Origin of the sequence: Gluconacetobacter tumulisoli, from assembly GCF_014174155.1 — a bacterium.
In the GTDB taxonomy this organism is placed as follows: Bacteria; Pseudomonadota; Alphaproteobacteria; order Acetobacterales; family Acetobacteraceae; genus Gluconacetobacter; species Gluconacetobacter tumulisoli.
In genome coordinates this window covers 244,629-259,715 of sequence record NZ_JABEQM010000002.1, presented here as the reverse complement: position 1 = coordinate 259,715, position 15,087 = coordinate 244,629, and the positions used below count along the sequence as shown (strand labels likewise).

Genomic DNA, 15,087 nt, shown 5'->3' with positions numbered 1-15,087 from the left:
GGAGCTGCACCCGATCGGCGATCCGGCGCGTTTGGACGGGTTGGGGCCGCAATCCGTCGAAAATCGGGTTGATTCGGCGATAAACGGCCTATGCTGGCCTGGCCTGCCGAAAGCGGGCCTGAAAAATGAGGTGCAGGACAGACATGGTACGGTTTTTCCAGATCGCCGCCGCAGGACTTGCGCTGTTCATCGTCTTCGTGACGCTGGGGCCGCTGAGCGACCGGCCCGGGACCGGGCATCCGCAGGCCGAACGGTTCGCGGCCTATTTCATCCTCGGCGCCTTCTTTTCCCTGGCCTATCCCCGGCACCGGCTCTGGGTCGCCATCGGGGTGGTGGCGGGCAGCATCGCCCTGGAGCTGGGACAGCTGGCCGTGCCCGGCCGCGACGCGGGCGTGCCCGATGCGATCGCCAAGGCGCTGGGCGGCATGATGGGAATCGCGGCCATCTCGGCGATGGCCTATCTGGGGCGGGCCACCCGCGAGAGCTGAGAGGTAGCCTGCGCGGGCGGCGATGCGACGCGCGTTCGGGCCGTCGACCCGAACGCGGTCCGTCGTCCCGGTCCCGTGGCGGTCAGCCCTGCAGGAAGGCCAGCAGGTCGGCGTTGACCTGGTCCTTGTGGGTCAGGGTCAGGGCGTGCGGCGCGCCGGGATAGAGCCTGAGCGTCGCACCGGGGATCATCTCCGCCGCCAGCTTGCCGGTGGCCTCGAAGGGCACCACCTGGTCGTCGTCGCCGTGCAGCACCAGCGTCGGCACGTCGATCCTGGCCATGTCGGGCCGGAAATCGGTTTCCGAGAACGCGGTGACGCAGTCGATCGTGCCCTTGATCGAGGCGGTCAGCGCGATCTGCAGCGTCTGGTCGAACACGGCCTTCGACACCTTCGTGCCGTGATTCGTGCCGTAGAAGATCGGGCTGAAATCCGCCAGGAACTGCGCCCGGTCGGCGAGGAGCCCGGCGCGGATGCCGTCGAACACCGCGCGGTCGGGGCCGGCCGGGTGGTCCGGCGTCTTCACGAACAGCGGCGTCACCGCGCCGAGCAGCGCCAATTTGGCGACCCGTCCGCTGCCGTGGCGGGCGATGTAGCGCACGATGTCGCCGCCGCCCATCGAAAAGCCGACCAGGACGACGTTGGTGAGGTCGAGCCGTTCGATCAGTTCGCCGATATCGTCGGCGAACGTGTCGTAATCGTAGCCTTCCCACGGCTGGGCGGAGCGGCCGAAGCCGCGCCGGTCGAACGCGATGGCGCGATAGCCGTGCTGCGCCAGGAACAGCATCTGGTAGTCCCACATATCCGCGCTGAGCGGCCATCCGTGGCTGAAGAGGACGGGCTGGCCGGTGCCCCAGTCCTTGTAATAGAGCGCGGTTCCGTCGCGGGTGGTGATCGTCGGCATGGGGGCGTTCCCTGGGGATGTCGGCAGGATGCGGGGCGTGGGATCAGGCCGGCCGCGACGCGGCGGCGGCGGGGACGTGGCGGTTCCGCAGGCGGAGCGCGTAGCGGCCCGGCCCGGCGACCGCGAGGGCGACCAGGCCGCCGGCGATGCTGATATTCTTGTAGAAATGGATCGTCATGTCGTAGCGAAGCGCGCCCTCCATGGTCCAGAAATGATGGCCGATGAAGGCGGTGACGACCGTGTAGGCGGCGAGCAGCAGGGCCAGCGGCGCCGTCAGGACCCCCGCCACCAGCGCCAGGCCGATGCCCAGTTCGGCGGCGATCGCCACGATCGCCGACAGGGCCGGCAGCGGGGCATGGGTCTGCGCCATGTAGGCCACGGCGCCGGAATAATCGGACAGCTTGCCCCATCCCATGACGAGGAAGAGCGTGGCCAGGGCGGTGCGCGAGACGAGCAGGGCGGCGTCGCGGGGCAGGGCGGTCTCGCGGGACAGGGGGGTGTTCATGGCGGTGGTCCTTGGCTGGAAATGCGGAGGTCGGGGGCTTGGGGACGGCCGCCAGATCCGTTCCGAGGAACCGCGTTGCCGTTGTTCGGACATTACGAACCGGCCGGTGCGTCATAAATAGAAACAACGGAAATATGTCGTTTCCATATTTTGATCGTTTGAGGGTGTGGTCGAAGTATACGCAAAGGGTGAATTAAGGCTTATTTCGAGTATTATCTATTGTTTCAGTATGCTGAATGGGTCAGGATGCTGCGGATACGAAATGGCTGCGAGGGCGCGAAGACACCATGGCATCACAACAGTCCGCCCCGTCCCGGTATGATGTCGCGATTGCCGGGGGCGGGATCATCGGGGTGTGCACGGCCCTGTTCCTGCGCCAGGCGGGGCTGTCCGTCGCGGTGTTCGACAAGGGGCAGCCGGGTTACGAGCAGTCGAGCCGCAACTGGGGCTGGGTGCGGACCATCAGCCAGGCCATGGAAGATCTGCCGCTTGCCCTGGCCAGCCGCCCCCTGTGGCGGCAATGGGCCGGAGAGGCCGATTTCGGATACCGCCAGTGCGGCCTGCTGTCGCTGGCGCAGGACGAGGTGGAATGGACGGCACTGCAAGCCTGGGCGGACGCCGCCCGGGCGGCGGGCTTTGCCCCCCGCAGACTGGCATCCGCCGCCATTCCCGACCTGATGCCGCAGAGCCGGGGGCGATGGGCCGGCGCCCTCTACAGCCCCGAGGACGGCTGCGCGGAGCCTGATCTCGCCATGGCGTTCCTGGTCGCCAAGGCGCGGGCGGCCGGGGTGGCGTTCCATGCCGACACCGCCGTGAAGGCCATCGATATTCAGGGCGGCCAGGCCTGCGGGTTTTGGACCGAAACCGGGCGCGTCGTGGCCGACAGCGTGGTGGTGGCGGCGGGCATCTGGTCGCGCTGGCTGTGCAAGACGGCGGAAATCGTGCTGCCGCAGCTGAAGGTCACGGCCTCCGTCCTGCGGACGGAACCGCTGGAGGGCGGGCCGATTCCGGTCGTGGCGTCGTCGCGGTTTTCGGTCCGAAAGCGGCGGGACGGCGGATATACCGTGGCGCAGCGCAATTCATCGGTCACGCATGTCACGCCGGACGCGTTCCGCTTCATGCGCCAGTTCATGCCCAATTTCCTCAGGCAGAAAAAGCTGCTGAGCGTGCGGGCCGGCCTGCCGTTCTTCCAGGAACTGAGGGAAGAGCAGCGGTTCGGCAAGGGGCGGACCAACCCGTTCGAGGCGTATCGCGCATGCGATCCGGAACCCGATCGTAAAACGCTGGCCGCCACCTTCGAGCGATTGAAGGCCGACATGCCGGTATTCCGCACCGCCAGGGTGGCGGCCATGTGGGCGGGCGTGATCGACGTGACGCCCGACGCGCTGCCGGTTCTGTCGTCCGTGGGAACATATCCCGGGCTTTACCTGGCGACGGGCTTTTCCGCCCACGGGTTCGGGATCGGCCCCGCGGCCGGGCAATTGATGGCCAACCTGATCACCGGCGGCCGGCCGGCCCCGGGGCAGGAGCATTTCACCCTCGCGCGCTTCGGATGCAACGGGGAAAGGACGGGAAAATGAAAGGCCGGTTCGAAACGCGCCCCGTCGGCGATCCGGCGTGTGACATCCTCCCCGCGCCCGGCAGGACGAATTTCGAACCGGCCTCTGAAACCGTCACGCCCGGACGGGTGGACATGGGTCGGTTTTTCGCTAGGTTCGACGTTCCGGTCCCTCCGTCCGATGCAGGATCAATGAGCGAAATCCGTCCGTCCCTGTCCGGTGAAGATCTTTATACGGCCCTGCGGCGGGACATGATCGACAGCCGGGTGCAGGGCGGCACAATCCTGCAGGAAGAAGACATCGCCCGCCGGTACGGGGTCAGCCGCACGCCGGTGCGGGAAGCCCTGCAGCGCCTGCACCAGGACAAGCTGATCGGACGCAAGGGGCGGTTCTATGTCGTGGTATCGCCGTCGCATGACAGCGTGCGCGAGATCTACGAATTCCGCGAAGCCATCGAAAGCGCGTCCGTCGCGCTGTGCTGCGAGCGGGCCGACGACGGGCAGGTGCAGGATATCGAGGCCTGCCTGGACGCGCAGATAAAGGCGGCGCAGGACGGAAAATTTTACGAATTCGAACGGCTGGACACCCAGTTCCACGTCCTGATCGCCGCGGGCGGGCGCAACGAACTGCTGCGCCGCCAGCTTGAGATCAGTTATGACCAGATCTGGTTTTCCCGGGTGGGAAACCTCGTCTCGCTGCCCGACTACTCGCTTGAGGAAACCCTGGCCGGGCATCGGCGGATTCTCGATGCGATCCGGCGGCGCGATATCGGGGTGGCGCGCGCGGAAATGAATACGCACCTGCGCAGCGCCATTCTGCTGAGCGAACGATCCCGCCCGGCCGAACGGGCGAGGAAGAAGCGCCGGACCACCGAGTAGCTGATCGACCAGCTCGAACAGCCGGCCGGCCTGCCCGGTCCCGGTTGCGTGTACCGAAAATCCGGTTTTCGGCCTGGCCCGTCGCCCCTGTTCCCTGAAAAACTGCGGATTTCCTTGGATTCTGCCTCGGCCGCGTGACGTGGTGGCCGTTGTTCCGAATTCGGTCCGAGAAATTTCCCGGCCGGATGAGCGCGTGTCCGGAAAAGATCGTTTTCCTTGCGGAGAAATCTGCCAGGATCCCGAAAATAATAGTTTTCCAGTCAGAACGGTGTTGACAGGCGCGCGCCGCCTCTGGCTATTCTCGGTATACCGAATGATGGATCGAAGAGTCGTCACCCTCGTCTTTCCGGTGTTATGCATACCGGACGGCGGAAAACGACAAATGTGCGATCTCAGGCCGACAGGCCGTCCTTTTGTCGCGACAGGAGACGAACGTGCGACGTCTTTCAGCAAGTTCCGTTAATTTTCTTTGCGTCGCCGCCTTTGCTGCCGGAAGCGCCTCTGCCACCCAGGCGGCAAGCCCCGTGCGCAGGAAGCCGGCGCGGCCGCCGGCCAGTGTCCAGCCTGCCGTCGTCCCTGCGGTCCCCGCGCATGCGGCGCGCAATGTCCGCCCGCCCGGCCCCGTCGCGGCCACCGGCACCGAAGATATCGTGGTCACCTCCGCCGTCACGCCGAACGGCGTGACCGGGCTGACACCCGGTGGCGGACTGATGCCCGCGCAGCACGAGCCATTTTCGAAAAGCGGCGTCACGCGCGATTATATTGCGGCCCAGTCCCCTACCACCAACGCGCTGAACCTGGTGCGCAACACGCCCGGCGTGGTGGTGGCCTCGGCGGATCCCACGGGGGCGACCGACCGCATGAGCGTGTCCATCCGCGGCATGAATCAGAACGAAATCGGCTACGAGCTGGAGGGCATGAATCCGTCGGACGTCCTGTACTATTCCCCGACCTCCGCAGGCTGGGCGGATACGGAAAATGTCGGCTCCATCACCATTACGCCCGGTTCGCCCGACCTCATGGCCCCGACCTACAGCGCCGTGGGCGGCATGATCAGCGAAAAACTGCGCGATCCGGCCCACAAGATGGGCGGGCTGGTCGACCTGACCTACGGCGGGAACAACCTGCGCCGCGAATTCGGCCGGTTCGATACCGGTGAAATCGGCCACAGCGGCGTGCGGTCCTTCGTCTCGTTCTCGGACACGCATGCGTCGAACTGGCGCGGGCCGGGAAACCTGCATCGCTGGCATGTCGATTTCAAGGCGGCGAAGGACTGGGGAAACGGCAACAGCGTGACGGCCTTCATGTCCTATAACGACGTGCAGGAAGATCTTTACACCTATCCCACCATGGCGCAGTGGAACGCCAGCGGCTGGGATTACAATTACACCAGGAACTATACCGGCACGAACAGCAATTATTACAAATTCCATCAGTATGAATGGAAGCATGCCCGCGCCAGCGTCCAGATGAAGTTCAACCTGGCCAAGGACCTGAACCTGTCCGTCACGCCCTATGTGTTCGACGTGGACGGCACGCTGAACGGCGCAACCACGCTGAACCAGAACGACAGCTATTTCGGGTCCCGGTCCGCCAGCCCGCTGCAGTTTCCAGCCGGGACGGCCGCGCAGAGCGTGGCGCAGTCGGATGACACGTTCACGGAATCCACGTTCGGCATCAATTCCGTCCTGGACTGGAAGAGGGGCCACAACGACCTGAAATTCGGGTACTGGTATTCCTATGTGAATTATACGGAAAATCCCTCCTACGCCCTGCCGACGGCGGCGGGGAACGCCAATCGGTGGGGGGACGATCCCGTCCTGACCGCATCGGGCGTTCCCCTGTACCAGTGGGACGCGCACCTGATCCAGCAGACGAACGCGCTGAGCATCATGGACAGCTATTCCCTGCTGCATGACCGGCTGGTGATTTCGGCCGGCTTCAAGGAGGCGATGCTGAACCGCACCGCGACGAACCTGGTGCCCGGTGCGACCTATGCCACCGGCTTCAACGATGCGCAGCCCCTGCCGCGCGTGGCGGTCAGCTACCAGATCACCCCGCGCGACCAGGTCTATTTCAACGGCACGACCGCCTTCCGCGAGGCTGCGGCCATCACGCCGTCGATCGACCTGTTCAACGCGTCGACCGGCAAGATGACCAGCCAGCACAGCAGCGGCGGCATCAAGCCGGAATATTCCATCGCGGAGGAACTGGGCTATCGCCATTACGGGCGCTATTTCAACGTGGCGCTGGCGTTCTTCAACTATAATTTCACGAACAAGCAGATTTCGACCAGTTCCCTGGTGAACGGCACGACGATCACGACCTCGCTGAGCGCGGGCGGCCAGACGACCCGTGGCGTCAGTGCGGAATTCAGCCTGCCGAGATGGCACCATTTCGCGCCCTACCTGTCGGGCCAGTACCTGCATGCCACGATGGACAACAACCTGCCGGCGGGGGGCACCTATCTGCCGACGGCGGGCAAGACGGCGGTGCTGAGCCCCGAATTTTCCGGGTCGATCGGCCTTTCGTATGACGATGGCAGCATTTTCGGGAATTTCTCGTTCAATTACATCGGCTCGGAATATTCGACCTTCATGAACGACGAAAAGATTCCGTCCTATGAGACCGCCAATCTGGGCCTGGGCTATCGCTTCCGCGATGTCGCGTTCCTCAAGCGTCCGCAGATCCAGCTGAACATGACCAACCTGGGGAACGCGCATTATCTCTCCGGCGCGTGGGGCCTGACGACCAATGCCCGGAACGTTCTGGGCACGGATGGCCGGACGGTGGTCAGCGGCGCCGCGCCGACCTATATTACCGGTGGCAATTTCACCGGCATGGTCACCATCAGTTCGGGGTTCTGAATGCAGGGCACAGCAGACGTGCCGTACGCCAGCGTCCCCCCGCCGGGGGGACGCACAGCCGTGCCGTGGCTGGCCGTCATCGCCACCACGTTGGGCGGCGTGCTGGAATGGTATGACCTGATCCTATACGGCCTGTTTGCCGTCACCATTTCCCAACTGTTCTTTCCCACCGCGCATGACCCGGGCCTGTCCCTGATGCTCGGCCTGGGCAGCTTCGGCGTGGCGTTCGTGGCCCGGCCCATCGGGGCGGCGTGCCTGGGGTCCTATGCCGATCGGCACGGGCGCCGGCGGGGGCTGGTGCTGTCGTCCATCCTGATGACGGTCGGCACCGGGCTGCTGGCCGTCGTGCCCACCTATGCCGCCATCGGGCCGTTCGCGCCGCTGGTCATCATCTGTTCGCGCCTGCTGCAGGGCTTCGCCGCCGGGGGCGAGTTCGGCAGCGCCGCCACCATGCTGGCGGAACGCAACCCGGCGTATCGCGGCGTGCTGGCCAGCCTGCAATGGTCGGCGGGCGGCGTGGCCGTGACCCTGGCGTCGTGCATCGCCTGGCTGCTGCATCATGTCTTTACGGACGCGCAGGTCCTGGCCTGGGCCTGGCGGCTGCCGTTCCTGTTCGGCGTGGCGCTGGGCCCGCTGACCACCTGGCTGCGCCTGCGCAGCGACGAATCGCCCGAGTTCAGCCGGCGGGAGGGCCACCTGCCGCTGCGCGAGATCCTGCAGCGGGAACCCGTGCGTCTTCTGGTGGCGATCGGGCTGGTCAGTGCCGGGGCGACCGGCAGCTACCTGAACATCTACATGCCCACGCTGGCCCGCGCCCAATTGCATCTGGACCAGTCGGCGGCCTTCGTCGGCACGATGGTGTCGGGCCTGCTGACCATCGTGCTGCCGCCGTTGTTCGCCATGCGGGGGGACCGCACCGACCGCCGCCGCATGATGGGCGGCATGGCGCTGCTGGGCGGCCTGATGGTGTGGCCGCTGTTCCGGGTGCTGGTCGGCGCGCCTTCGGTCCTCACGCTCGTCATGGTGCAGGGGGTGCTGGTCACCACGATCTACTGCGGGTATTACGCCTCGGTCCCCGCGCTGTTTACCGAGATCTTCCGGCCCCGCAACCGCACCACCGCCATTGCGGTCAGCTATGCGCTGGGCCAGCTTCTGTTCGGCGGCTTCACGCCGATGCTGCTGTCGGGGCTGGTGAACCATTTCCACGACAACAGCCTGCCGGGCCTGTACCTGCTGGTCACCGTGGTCATCAGCCTGGGGTGCCTCAAACTCTCGGCGCGTTATGCGCCTACCGGAAAGGACTGAACGGCATGGTCTGTCTCGCGGTCAGGGCCGGTGGGCACCAGGGATTTCTCGAATGGCGCCGGCTGTTCGCCGATCTCGACCCCGGCCTGCGGGTGGTCGACTGGGCCGATCCGGCGCTGGACCCCGCCACGGTCGATTTCGCGCTGGTCTGGGACCCCGAGCCCGGCCGCCTGGCCCGCATGTCCAACCTCCGGGCCATCCTGAGCGCCGCCGCCGGCGTGGACCACATCACGCGGGATCCCCACTGGCCGCGCGACGTGCCGTTGATCCGCATGGGCGGCGAGGAAACGGCCGTGCAGATGGGCGATTACGTGCTGTGGGCGGTGTTTTCGCTGCTGCGGGACGCCCGGACGCTGGCGATCGGCCAGCAGAACGCGACATGGCGGCGCGCGGCATGCGCGGTGCGCATGTCGTCCGACGTGACGGTGGGCGTGATGGGACTGGGAAACCTGGGCGCGCATGTGGCGCGGCGGCTGGCCGGCGCCGGGCTGCGCGTGGCGGGGTGGGCGCGAAGCCCCCGGCAGATGCCCGGCATCGCCTGCCATGCCGGGCCGGAGGAACTGCCGGCCTTCCTGCGGTCGTGCGACATTCTGGTGTGCCTGCTGCCGGACACCCCGCAGACCCGAAATTGCGTGAATGCCGACATGCTGTCGCACTTGCGGCGGCCCGCCGGGCTGGTCAATGTCGGGCGCGGTACGCTGATTGTGGATGGGGACGTCCTGCGGGCCCTGGATGATGGCACGTTGTTCGGCGCGGTGCTGGACGTGTTCCGCGACGAACCCCTGCCGCCGGCGTCGCCGTTCTGGTCGCATCCCCGCGTGACGGTCACGCCCCATGTGGCGGCGGAAGCCTCGCGCAGCGCACGCGCGCGATATGTGGCCGCCATCATCCAGGCGATCCTGAAGGGGGAGGAGGTTCCCCTGCGCTACCAGCCCGATCGCAGCTATTAGAGCCCTTTCGAAAATGCGCGCCGGCGGTTGAAAACAAGCGCGGACGGTGGTCCGGAGTGCGTTTTCGGACAGGCTCCTGAAGCGGTTTCGTCGATGTCAGCGCCCTCTCCGGATGTTCGGATATCCGTGCCTCGTCGGCCGGCGCGATCTGATCGCCACTCCGGTCACCGGGCCGGGACGACGAAAGGCGTCTCCTTTTTCTTGACGAAGAAGACGAGGAATCTTGCCGGGGCCGTTCGGCTGGCGTTGCGGCCGAGCACGTGAATATCGTTCGGCCCTTCGTAGAAGGTCTGCCCTTCATGAAGGGTAACCGGGCTGGAGCCCCTGACCTGCATCGTGACCGTGCCCTGCAGGACATAGACGAAGACCTGGGCGTCATGACGATGAACGGGGTCGCCCTCTCCCGGGCCATAGGTCACGGTCAGCATCGCGGCTTCCTCGCCGGGGCGGCCTGCGAGGTCGCGAGAAAGGAGAGGGGTGATTTTCGGTGCCGCCAGAAGGCGGGTCGAAAAGAGGGACAGGCCTGCGGACAGGACGAGGACCGACTTGCGCATGATGCGTGTTCCATTTTTTATACGCGGAAAGTTCGTGTGATTTTCGGCCCGTTCCCTCAGTGAACGAGACGCGCCTCGACATTGCGAAGCTTGTCCGGATTGCGGACGACATGAATGGCCGTGACCTGTTCCCCTTCGAGGAGGAGCGTCGTGGTCTGGACCAGCCCGTCGGCTTCCCGCGTGACAAAGCCCGCCGCCCCGTTGATCAGGCCCCGGTAGAGGACGGCGGCCGGCCGGCCGGCGGTCCTGCGTGCCTGGGCGACGAACAGGCGACAGATCCTGTCGGCCCCTTCGATGACATTGCGGGCCGCCGGGCGTCGTCCTCCACCGTCCGAAACAAGGCGGACATCCCGCGCGAGCAGGTTCCGCAGGGTCGTTTCGTCGCCTTTGCGGGATGCCGCAAGAAAGGCCTCGGCGAGGCGCATGGCGGCCTCATGGCCCTGGGCCGGGCGGACATCCGGCCGGCCCAGATGTCGCCGGGCGCGCGACGCCAGCTGGCGGCAGGCCTCTTCGCTCCGGCCCAGCAGAGCGGCCAGATCGTGAAACGGCGTCTCGAAGAGATCGTGCAGGATGAACACGGCGCGCTCCGCCGGGGACAGGCTCCGCAGCAGCAGCAGGAAGGCGACCGACAGGTCCTGGTCATGCATGTGTTTCATCGCCTGCGGCGCATCCGGCGTCTCCAGCAGGGGTTCGGGAAGCCATGGGCCGATATAACGTTCGCGCCGGTGCGACGCGGACCTGAGCCAGTCCAGGCACAGGCGCGTCACGACCTTGAGAAGCCACGCCCGGGGGTTCGCGATGACCGTGCGGTCCGCCGCGTGCCAGCGCAGGAAGGCGTCCTGCGCCATGTCCTCGGCGACCGACAGGGAACCCGTCATGCGATAGGCCACGCCAATCATGTCGGGGCGGGCCTGCATGAAGATTTCGGTCGGGCCGGACATGTCAGTTTCCGGGCATGCGCGGCGCACGGGGCAGCGCCCGAAAACCCATGACGATGCGGTTCCAGCCGTTGATCATCGCGATCGCCAGCGTGAGCTGGACGATGTCCTGTTCGGTGAAATGGCCGGCCAGGGCTTCGTAGGCATCATCCGGTGCATGCGTCGAGGCGACCAGTGTCAGGGCTTCGGTCCAGCCGAGCGCCGCGCGTTCGCGCGCCGTATAGATCGGTGCCTCGCGCCACGCGTCCAGAAGAACGATCCTGTCCGTCCTTTCCCCTGCCTTCTGCAGGATCCGCAGATGCATGTCGAGGCAGAAGGCGCATCCGTTGATCTGGGACGCCCGGATCTTCACGAGTTCGAGAAGGGTCCGGTCCAGGCCGCTGGACGCGATGGCGTGTTCCAGGTCCAGCATCTTCCCGAGAAGCGCGGGAGAGGTGGCGTAATAGTCGAGACGTTCCGTCATGGGGGGGATCCTTCGGGCTGGTTTTCCTCAAGACGGGACAGGTGCGTGGCGTGTGACATATTTTCGCGTCGCGTGGTCTTGCACATGACGGGCCGCCCCCGGATGGCGGCGGGATCAGCCCTCCATGGCCTCGACATTGGCGAGGACGCGGCGCAGCAGGGTGACGAGCGTGTCCACCTCGTCGTCCGTCATGCCGCGGGTCGCGTCCCTGTTGCCCTGGGCGAGGATCGCCCGGCCGGCGGGGAGCCGGGCCTGCGCCTGCGCGGTCAGCGACACCAGGCTGCTGCGGCGATCGCGGGGATCGGGTTCGCGCCGGATGATGCCGTCGCGTTCCATGCGGGCCAGGAGCTGCGCCATGGTCGGCTGCTCCACCCGGGCCCAGCGCGCGAGTTCGGCCTGCGACAGTTTCGCGCCGTCCTTGAGGGCGGTCAGTACCGGCAATTGGGCGGTGGCGAAGCCCACCGCGCCCAGCCGCGCGTCGCCGGCCCGTGCGAAGCCGCGGGCGATTCGGCTGATGTAATGGCCGGGGGTCTTCATCGGATCCCAGTCTTCGCCGGCTTCTTCATCTGTTTCATCTGCCATTGCATAGGCGCCTATGTTTATATATAGGGTCCTATGTATCACGGAGTTCGTCATGACGACATCCCCTCGCATCGCGATTGTCGGCGGTGGGCCCGGCGGATTGATGCTGGCGCGGCTGCTGCACGGCCGGGGCATTGCCGCCACCGTTTTCGAGCGCGACGCCCATGCCGGGGCGCGCCCGCAGGGGGGCTCGCTGGACCTGCATCCCGACACCGGCCAGCGTGCCATGCGGCGTGCGGGGCTGGAGGCCGCGTTTCGCGCCGCGGCGCGTCCGGAGGACCAGGGCGATCGGCTCCATGATCCGGACGGCGTGCTGCTGTTCGATCGCGACGGCGCGGGGGACGACCGGCCGGAAATCGACCGCACGGTGCTGCGCCGGATCCTGCTGGACGCGCTGGCGCCGGGCACGGTGCGCTGGGGCTGCGCGGTCGCGGCGATAACGCCGGCGCCGGACGGCCGCTATCGGATCGGCTGGCGCGGGGGTGCCGAAATTTTCGACATCGTCGTGGGCGCGGATGGCGCGTGGTCGCGCGTGCGACCGCTGCTGTCGGATGTCGTGCCGGCCTATGAAGGCGTGACGCTGGTCGAGTTCGGATTCGACGCGCATCGGCATCCCCTGGTCGACGATCTGGTGGGGGGTGGCAAGATGATGGCGGTCGGCGATTGCCGGGCGCTGATCGCCCAACGCAACGGCCATGGGCACATCCGCGCCTATGCGATGCGCCGCATGCCGGAGGCCGCCGCCCACGGCCTGGCGGTGGCGTCGCCGCGGGCGGTCCGGGCCGCCATGATGGAGGTTTTCGCCGGCTGGGCGCCCGCGCTGCGATATCTGGTCGAACGCGGCGACCTGATCGCGGTGCGGGCGCTTCACGCGCTGCCGATCGGGTACCGATGGCCCGGCCGGCCGGGGGTGACGCTGCTGGGGGATGCGGCGCACCTGATGTCGCCCTTCGGGGGAGAGGGGGCGAACCTGGCGCTGGCCGATGCCGCCGACCTGGCGGATGCGCTGGGCGACGGGACGGGATGGCCGGCCGTCGCGCGGTACGAGGCCGCCATGGTCGCCCGCGCGACCCCCGCCGCGGCCGGGGCCGCCGCGGGCCTGCGCGGCGCCATCGCGCCGGATGCCCTGGCCGGCGTGCTGGAGCATTATCGGGGGCGGGTGGGGGTGTGAGGCTGTTGCCGAAGGGCGATTGCGTGATGTGCGGATGGGTCTGCAATCGGCCGGAGGCGGGTTGGCGGCTTCCGGGGGCGAATATGTGAAAGGCCCGCATTGGCCGGAGGAGATGTATTACTGCTGTCGCCGTCATTGACGGCATTGGTGCTTGTTTTCTCTACTGCAAAATGCGGACATATTATTCATGCCGTTCGGAGAGGCGAGTCGCATGTTCGAGATCCGCGAAGACGATCTGTCAGGTGAGCAGACGCGCGAATTGCTCGCGCTGCATCTTGCCGGAATGCGTGCCCAGTCACCTCCCGACAGTGTCTATGCTCTCGATTTGTCCGGCCTCGCCACTCCGGACGTGACAGTCTGGGCGGCCTGGTGTCAGGATCGGGTCGCCGGGATAGGCGCATTGAAAATGCTGTCGGCCGATATGGCCGAAGTGAAATCCATGCGGACGCACCCCGATTTCGTCCGAAAAGGCGTGGGGCGCGCACTTCTGGACACGATCATCGCGACCGCAAAAAACCGGGGGGTCCGGCGCCCGAGTCTGGAGACGGGGCGCGGTGCGGCGTTTGATCCGGCGCTGACCCTTTATCGTCGGTACGGCTTCACGGCTGGTGAAGCATTTGGCCTTTATACACCAAGCAGCTTCAACCAATTTCTGCATCTCGACCTGGAGTAGGTGAATGCGTGGCTCTGCTTTCTTCTTTCAATCAGAGACATGGCAGGCACCCTATCCTGGAGACTGTCCGGAAATCGAGGTGGCGTCCGGGTAGCGTCGATTTATGCCGCCCATGATGAGGTCGGTTGTGTGAAATGGTCGAACCGGCCAATGTCGGAGGGGTAGATGGAGGGTGGATGTCTTTGCGGCGCCGTGCGCTATATCGCCGAGGGCGAACCGGTCAGCAGTGGCATCTGCCATTGCGAGACCTGCCGGCGTGCTGCATCGTCGCCCCGACTTCCCTTCGTTGGCGTGCTGTCCGCGGGCTTTCGCTACACGCGCGGTGTGCCGGTCGATTATAGTTCCTCACCCGGCGTCATCCGGAGCTTCTGCGGCCGATGCGGGTCCCCCCTGACCTATCGCCGGGATGACACGCCCGGCGAACTCGACGTCATGACGGTGAGCCTGGACAACCCGAATGCGATTCCTCCGACCTTTCATGTCTGGACGAGCGAGGCGCTCGACTGGGACCTGATAACGGGGGACCTTGCGCGCTATGTGCGATCACGCGGCGGATAGGAGGCCGGTACGAGCAATGTCCATGGCTTTGGCCTGCGGACCGCTCCGTGCGTGCAAGAGCACGTAGCCGTCAGGGGAAATGCATTCAGGCTTGAATGCCCTGCGAGACGGGATGCCGGTTAACGCGAGAGGTCGCAATCGTCAGGGCGCCGTAATATATCATCCGTAATATACAAATGGACCGATGTTTCGTTCTTACGTGCCCTGCCGGGTGACAGGGTCGGGCGTGGGCGGGGTGCGGGCACCCGCAGAGTGCTGGTTGATCCCATCGGCGGACACATATCCGACTGCCGTGGCGCCGAGGCACAGGACCAGTGAGAAGGTGATATTGAGCAGGGCGCGCCCCAGAGCGCCATCGCGGGCGAGATCGATGGTCTGGAGGCTGAAGGCCGAAAACGTCGTATAGCCACCGCAGATCCCCGCCATGACGATCAGCCGGGTTTCGTTCGAAGCGGGAAAGCGGGCGTGAGCAGCCGTCAGGGCACTGAAGAAAGCAATGGCAAAGGAGCCCGTCACATTGATGAGGATTGTGCCCCACGGTAGCCGCTGGCTCCAGGATAGTGTCAAAAGACCCATGTAATAACGAAGCAATGTTCCCATCGCGCCCGCGACGGCGATCCACATCGGGGTGAGAAAGCCAGACGTCATGGATATATCCTCCAGGCCCGCATGCTCAGCCGCTGCGAACGCTCTTT

The 15,087-nt window shown here is 66.1% G+C and carries 16 protein-coding genes; 9 read left to right on the top strand and 7 right to left on the bottom strand.

Going from position 1 to position 15,087, the window contains the following annotated elements:
• Positions 1 to 143 precede the first annotated feature (143 nt).
• Positions 144 to 488: a VanZ family protein gene (locus tag HLH28_RS03540; RefSeq protein WP_182954527.1), complete on the top strand. Its 345-nt coding sequence runs from the start codon at positions 144 to 146 to the stop codon at positions 486 to 488.
• An 82-nt stretch (positions 489 to 570) separates the two neighbouring features.
• On the opposite strand, the gene HLH28_RS03535 is transcribed toward HLH28_RS03540, so the two are convergent.
• Together HLH28_RS03535 and HLH28_RS03530 are read right to left on the bottom strand one after the other, a co-directional pair.
• On the bottom strand, positions 571 to 1,389 hold the full coding sequence (locus HLH28_RS03535) for an alpha/beta fold hydrolase (RefSeq protein WP_182954523.1): 819 nt from the start codon (positions 1,387 to 1,389) through the stop codon (positions 571 to 573).
• 43 nt (positions 1,390 to 1,432) lie between these two features.
• Positions 1,433 to 1,894 (bottom strand): DoxX family protein, encoded by a 462-nt coding sequence (locus HLH28_RS03530; protein ID WP_182954520.1) that lies wholly within the window; start codon positions 1,892 to 1,894, stop codon positions 1,433 to 1,435.
• A gap of 287 nt (positions 1,895 to 2,181) precedes the next feature.
• Between HLH28_RS03530 and HLH28_RS03525 the strand changes: the two genes are divergently transcribed.
• The 5 genes from HLH28_RS03525 to HLH28_RS03505 all read left to right on the top strand — a co-directional run bounded on the left by HLH28_RS03525 (position 2,182) and on the right by HLH28_RS03505 (position 9,453).
• On the top strand, positions 2,182 to 3,474 hold the full coding sequence (locus HLH28_RS03525) for an NAD(P)/FAD-dependent oxidoreductase (protein ID WP_182954518.1): 1,293 nt from the start codon (positions 2,182 to 2,184) through the stop codon (positions 3,472 to 3,474).
• A 170-nt stretch (positions 3,475 to 3,644) separates the two neighbouring features.
• Positions 3,645 to 4,331, top strand: a complete 687-nt coding sequence (locus HLH28_RS03520; protein ID WP_246395639.1) for a GntR family transcriptional regulator — start codon at positions 3,645 to 3,647, stop codon at positions 4,329 to 4,331.
• A 524-nt stretch (positions 4,332 to 4,855) separates the two neighbouring features.
• Complete coding sequence (locus tag HLH28_RS03515) at positions 4,856 to 7,198, top strand: TonB-dependent receptor (protein ID WP_338029644.1); 2,343 nt, start codon at positions 4,856 to 4,858, stop codon at positions 7,196 to 7,198.
• Complete coding sequence (locus tag HLH28_RS03510) at positions 7,199 to 8,503, top strand: MFS transporter (protein ID WP_182954512.1); 1,305 nt, start codon at positions 7,199 to 7,201, stop codon at positions 8,501 to 8,503.
• A gap of 5 nt (positions 8,504 to 8,508) precedes the next feature.
• Positions 8,509 to 9,453: a 2-hydroxyacid dehydrogenase gene (locus HLH28_RS03505; protein WP_182954510.1), complete on the top strand. Its 945-nt coding sequence runs from the start codon at positions 8,509 to 8,511 to the stop codon at positions 9,451 to 9,453.
• 164 nt (positions 9,454 to 9,617) lie between these two features.
• Here HLH28_RS03505 and HLH28_RS03500 read toward each other — a convergent pair whose 3' ends face one another.
• The 4 genes from HLH28_RS03500 to HLH28_RS03485 all read right to left on the bottom strand — a co-directional run bounded on the left by HLH28_RS03500 (position 9,618) and on the right by HLH28_RS03485 (position 11,990).
• On the bottom strand, positions 9,618 to 10,007 hold the full coding sequence (locus HLH28_RS03500; RefSeq protein WP_182954507.1) for a cupin domain-containing protein: 390 nt from the start codon (positions 10,005 to 10,007) through the stop codon (positions 9,618 to 9,620).
• A 56-nt stretch (positions 10,008 to 10,063) separates the two neighbouring features.
• Positions 10,064 to 10,948, bottom strand: a complete 885-nt coding sequence (sigJ, locus tag HLH28_RS03495; protein ID WP_182954504.1) for an RNA polymerase sigma factor SigJ — start codon at positions 10,946 to 10,948, stop codon at positions 10,064 to 10,066.
• Between the two features lies 1 nt (position 10,949).
• Positions 10,950 to 11,408: a carboxymuconolactone decarboxylase family protein gene (locus tag HLH28_RS03490; protein WP_182954502.1), complete on the bottom strand. Its 459-nt coding sequence runs from the start codon at positions 11,406 to 11,408 to the stop codon at positions 10,950 to 10,952.
• A gap of 114 nt (positions 11,409 to 11,522) precedes the next feature.
• Positions 11,523 to 11,990, bottom strand: coding sequence for a MarR family winged helix-turn-helix transcriptional regulator (locus HLH28_RS03485; protein ID WP_182954499.1), 468 nt, complete (start codon positions 11,988 to 11,990; stop codon positions 11,523 to 11,525).
• A 52-nt stretch (positions 11,991 to 12,042) separates the two neighbouring features.
• Here HLH28_RS03485 and HLH28_RS03480 point away from each other — a divergent pair, with 52 nt between their 5' ends.
• From HLH28_RS03480 to HLH28_RS03470, 3 genes are all read left to right on the top strand, one after another.
• Positions 12,043 to 13,161: an FAD-dependent oxidoreductase gene (locus HLH28_RS03480; protein ID WP_182954497.1), complete on the top strand. Its 1,119-nt coding sequence runs from the start codon at positions 12,043 to 12,045 to the stop codon at positions 13,159 to 13,161.
• A 211-nt stretch (positions 13,162 to 13,372) separates the two neighbouring features.
• The gene (locus HLH28_RS03475; protein ID WP_182954493.1) at positions 13,373 to 13,834 is read left to right on the top strand and encodes a GNAT family N-acetyltransferase; all 462 of its coding nucleotides are present in this window, start codon (positions 13,373 to 13,375) and stop codon (positions 13,832 to 13,834) included.
• A 165-nt stretch (positions 13,835 to 13,999) separates the two neighbouring features.
• Positions 14,000 to 14,392: a GFA family protein gene (locus tag HLH28_RS03470; protein WP_182954491.1), complete on the top strand. Its 393-nt coding sequence runs from the start codon at positions 14,000 to 14,002 to the stop codon at positions 14,390 to 14,392.
• A gap of 195 nt (positions 14,393 to 14,587) precedes the next feature.
• Here the strand turns inward: HLH28_RS03470 and crcB are convergent, their stop codons facing one another.
• Positions 14,588 to 15,040, bottom strand: coding sequence for a fluoride efflux transporter CrcB (gene crcB, locus HLH28_RS03465; RefSeq protein WP_182954488.1), 453 nt, complete (start codon positions 15,038 to 15,040; stop codon positions 14,588 to 14,590).
• Between the last annotated feature and the right edge of the window lie 47 nt (positions 15,041 to 15,087).

What these genes read in the sequence shown, in the direction of transcription:
- HLH28_RS03540 (WP_182954527.1), top strand. Translation starts at nt 144, where the DNA reads ATGGTACGGTTTTTCCAGATCGCCGCCGCAGGACTTGCGCTGTTCATC.
- HLH28_RS03535 (WP_182954523.1), bottom strand. Translation starts at nt 1,389, where the DNA reads ATGCCGACGATCACCACCCGCGACGGAACCGCGCTCTATTACAAGGAC.
- HLH28_RS03530 (WP_182954520.1), bottom strand. Translation starts at nt 1,894, where the DNA reads ATGAACACCCCCCTGTCCCGCGAGACCGCCCTGCCCCGCGACGCCGCC.
- HLH28_RS03525 (WP_182954518.1), top strand. Translation starts at nt 2,182, where the DNA reads ATGGCATCACAACAGTCCGCCCCGTCCCGGTATGATGTCGCGATTGCC.
- HLH28_RS03520 (WP_246395639.1), top strand. Translation starts at nt 3,645, where the DNA reads ATGAGCGAAATCCGTCCGTCCCTGTCCGGTGAAGATCTTTATACGGCC.
- HLH28_RS03510 (WP_182954512.1), top strand. Translation starts at nt 7,199, where the DNA reads ATGCAGGGCACAGCAGACGTGCCGTACGCCAGCGTCCCCCCGCCGGGG.
- HLH28_RS03505 (WP_182954510.1), top strand. Translation starts at nt 8,509, where the DNA reads ATGGTCTGTCTCGCGGTCAGGGCCGGTGGGCACCAGGGATTTCTCGAA.
- HLH28_RS03500 (WP_182954507.1), bottom strand. Translation starts at nt 10,007, where the DNA reads ATGCGCAAGTCGGTCCTCGTCCTGTCCGCAGGCCTGTCCCTCTTTTCG.
- sigJ (WP_182954504.1), bottom strand. Translation starts at nt 10,948, where the DNA reads ATGTCCGGCCCGACCGAAATCTTCATGCAGGCCCGCCCCGACATGATT.
- HLH28_RS03490 (WP_182954502.1), bottom strand. Translation starts at nt 11,408, where the DNA reads ATGACGGAACGTCTCGACTATTACGCCACCTCTCCCGCGCTTCTCGGG.
- HLH28_RS03485 (WP_182954499.1), bottom strand. Translation starts at nt 11,990, where the DNA reads ATGGCAGATGAAACAGATGAAGAAGCCGGCGAAGACTGGGATCCGATG.
- HLH28_RS03480 (WP_182954497.1), top strand. Translation starts at nt 12,043, where the DNA reads ATGACGACATCCCCTCGCATCGCGATTGTCGGCGGTGGGCCCGGCGGA.
- HLH28_RS03475 (WP_182954493.1), top strand. Translation starts at nt 13,373, where the DNA reads ATGTTCGAGATCCGCGAAGACGATCTGTCAGGTGAGCAGACGCGCGAA.
- HLH28_RS03470 (WP_182954491.1), top strand. Translation starts at nt 14,000, where the DNA reads ATGGAGGGTGGATGTCTTTGCGGCGCCGTGCGCTATATCGCCGAGGGC.
- crcB (WP_182954488.1), bottom strand. Translation starts at nt 15,040, where the DNA reads ATGACGTCTGGCTTTCTCACCCCGATGTGGATCGCCGTCGCGGGCGCG.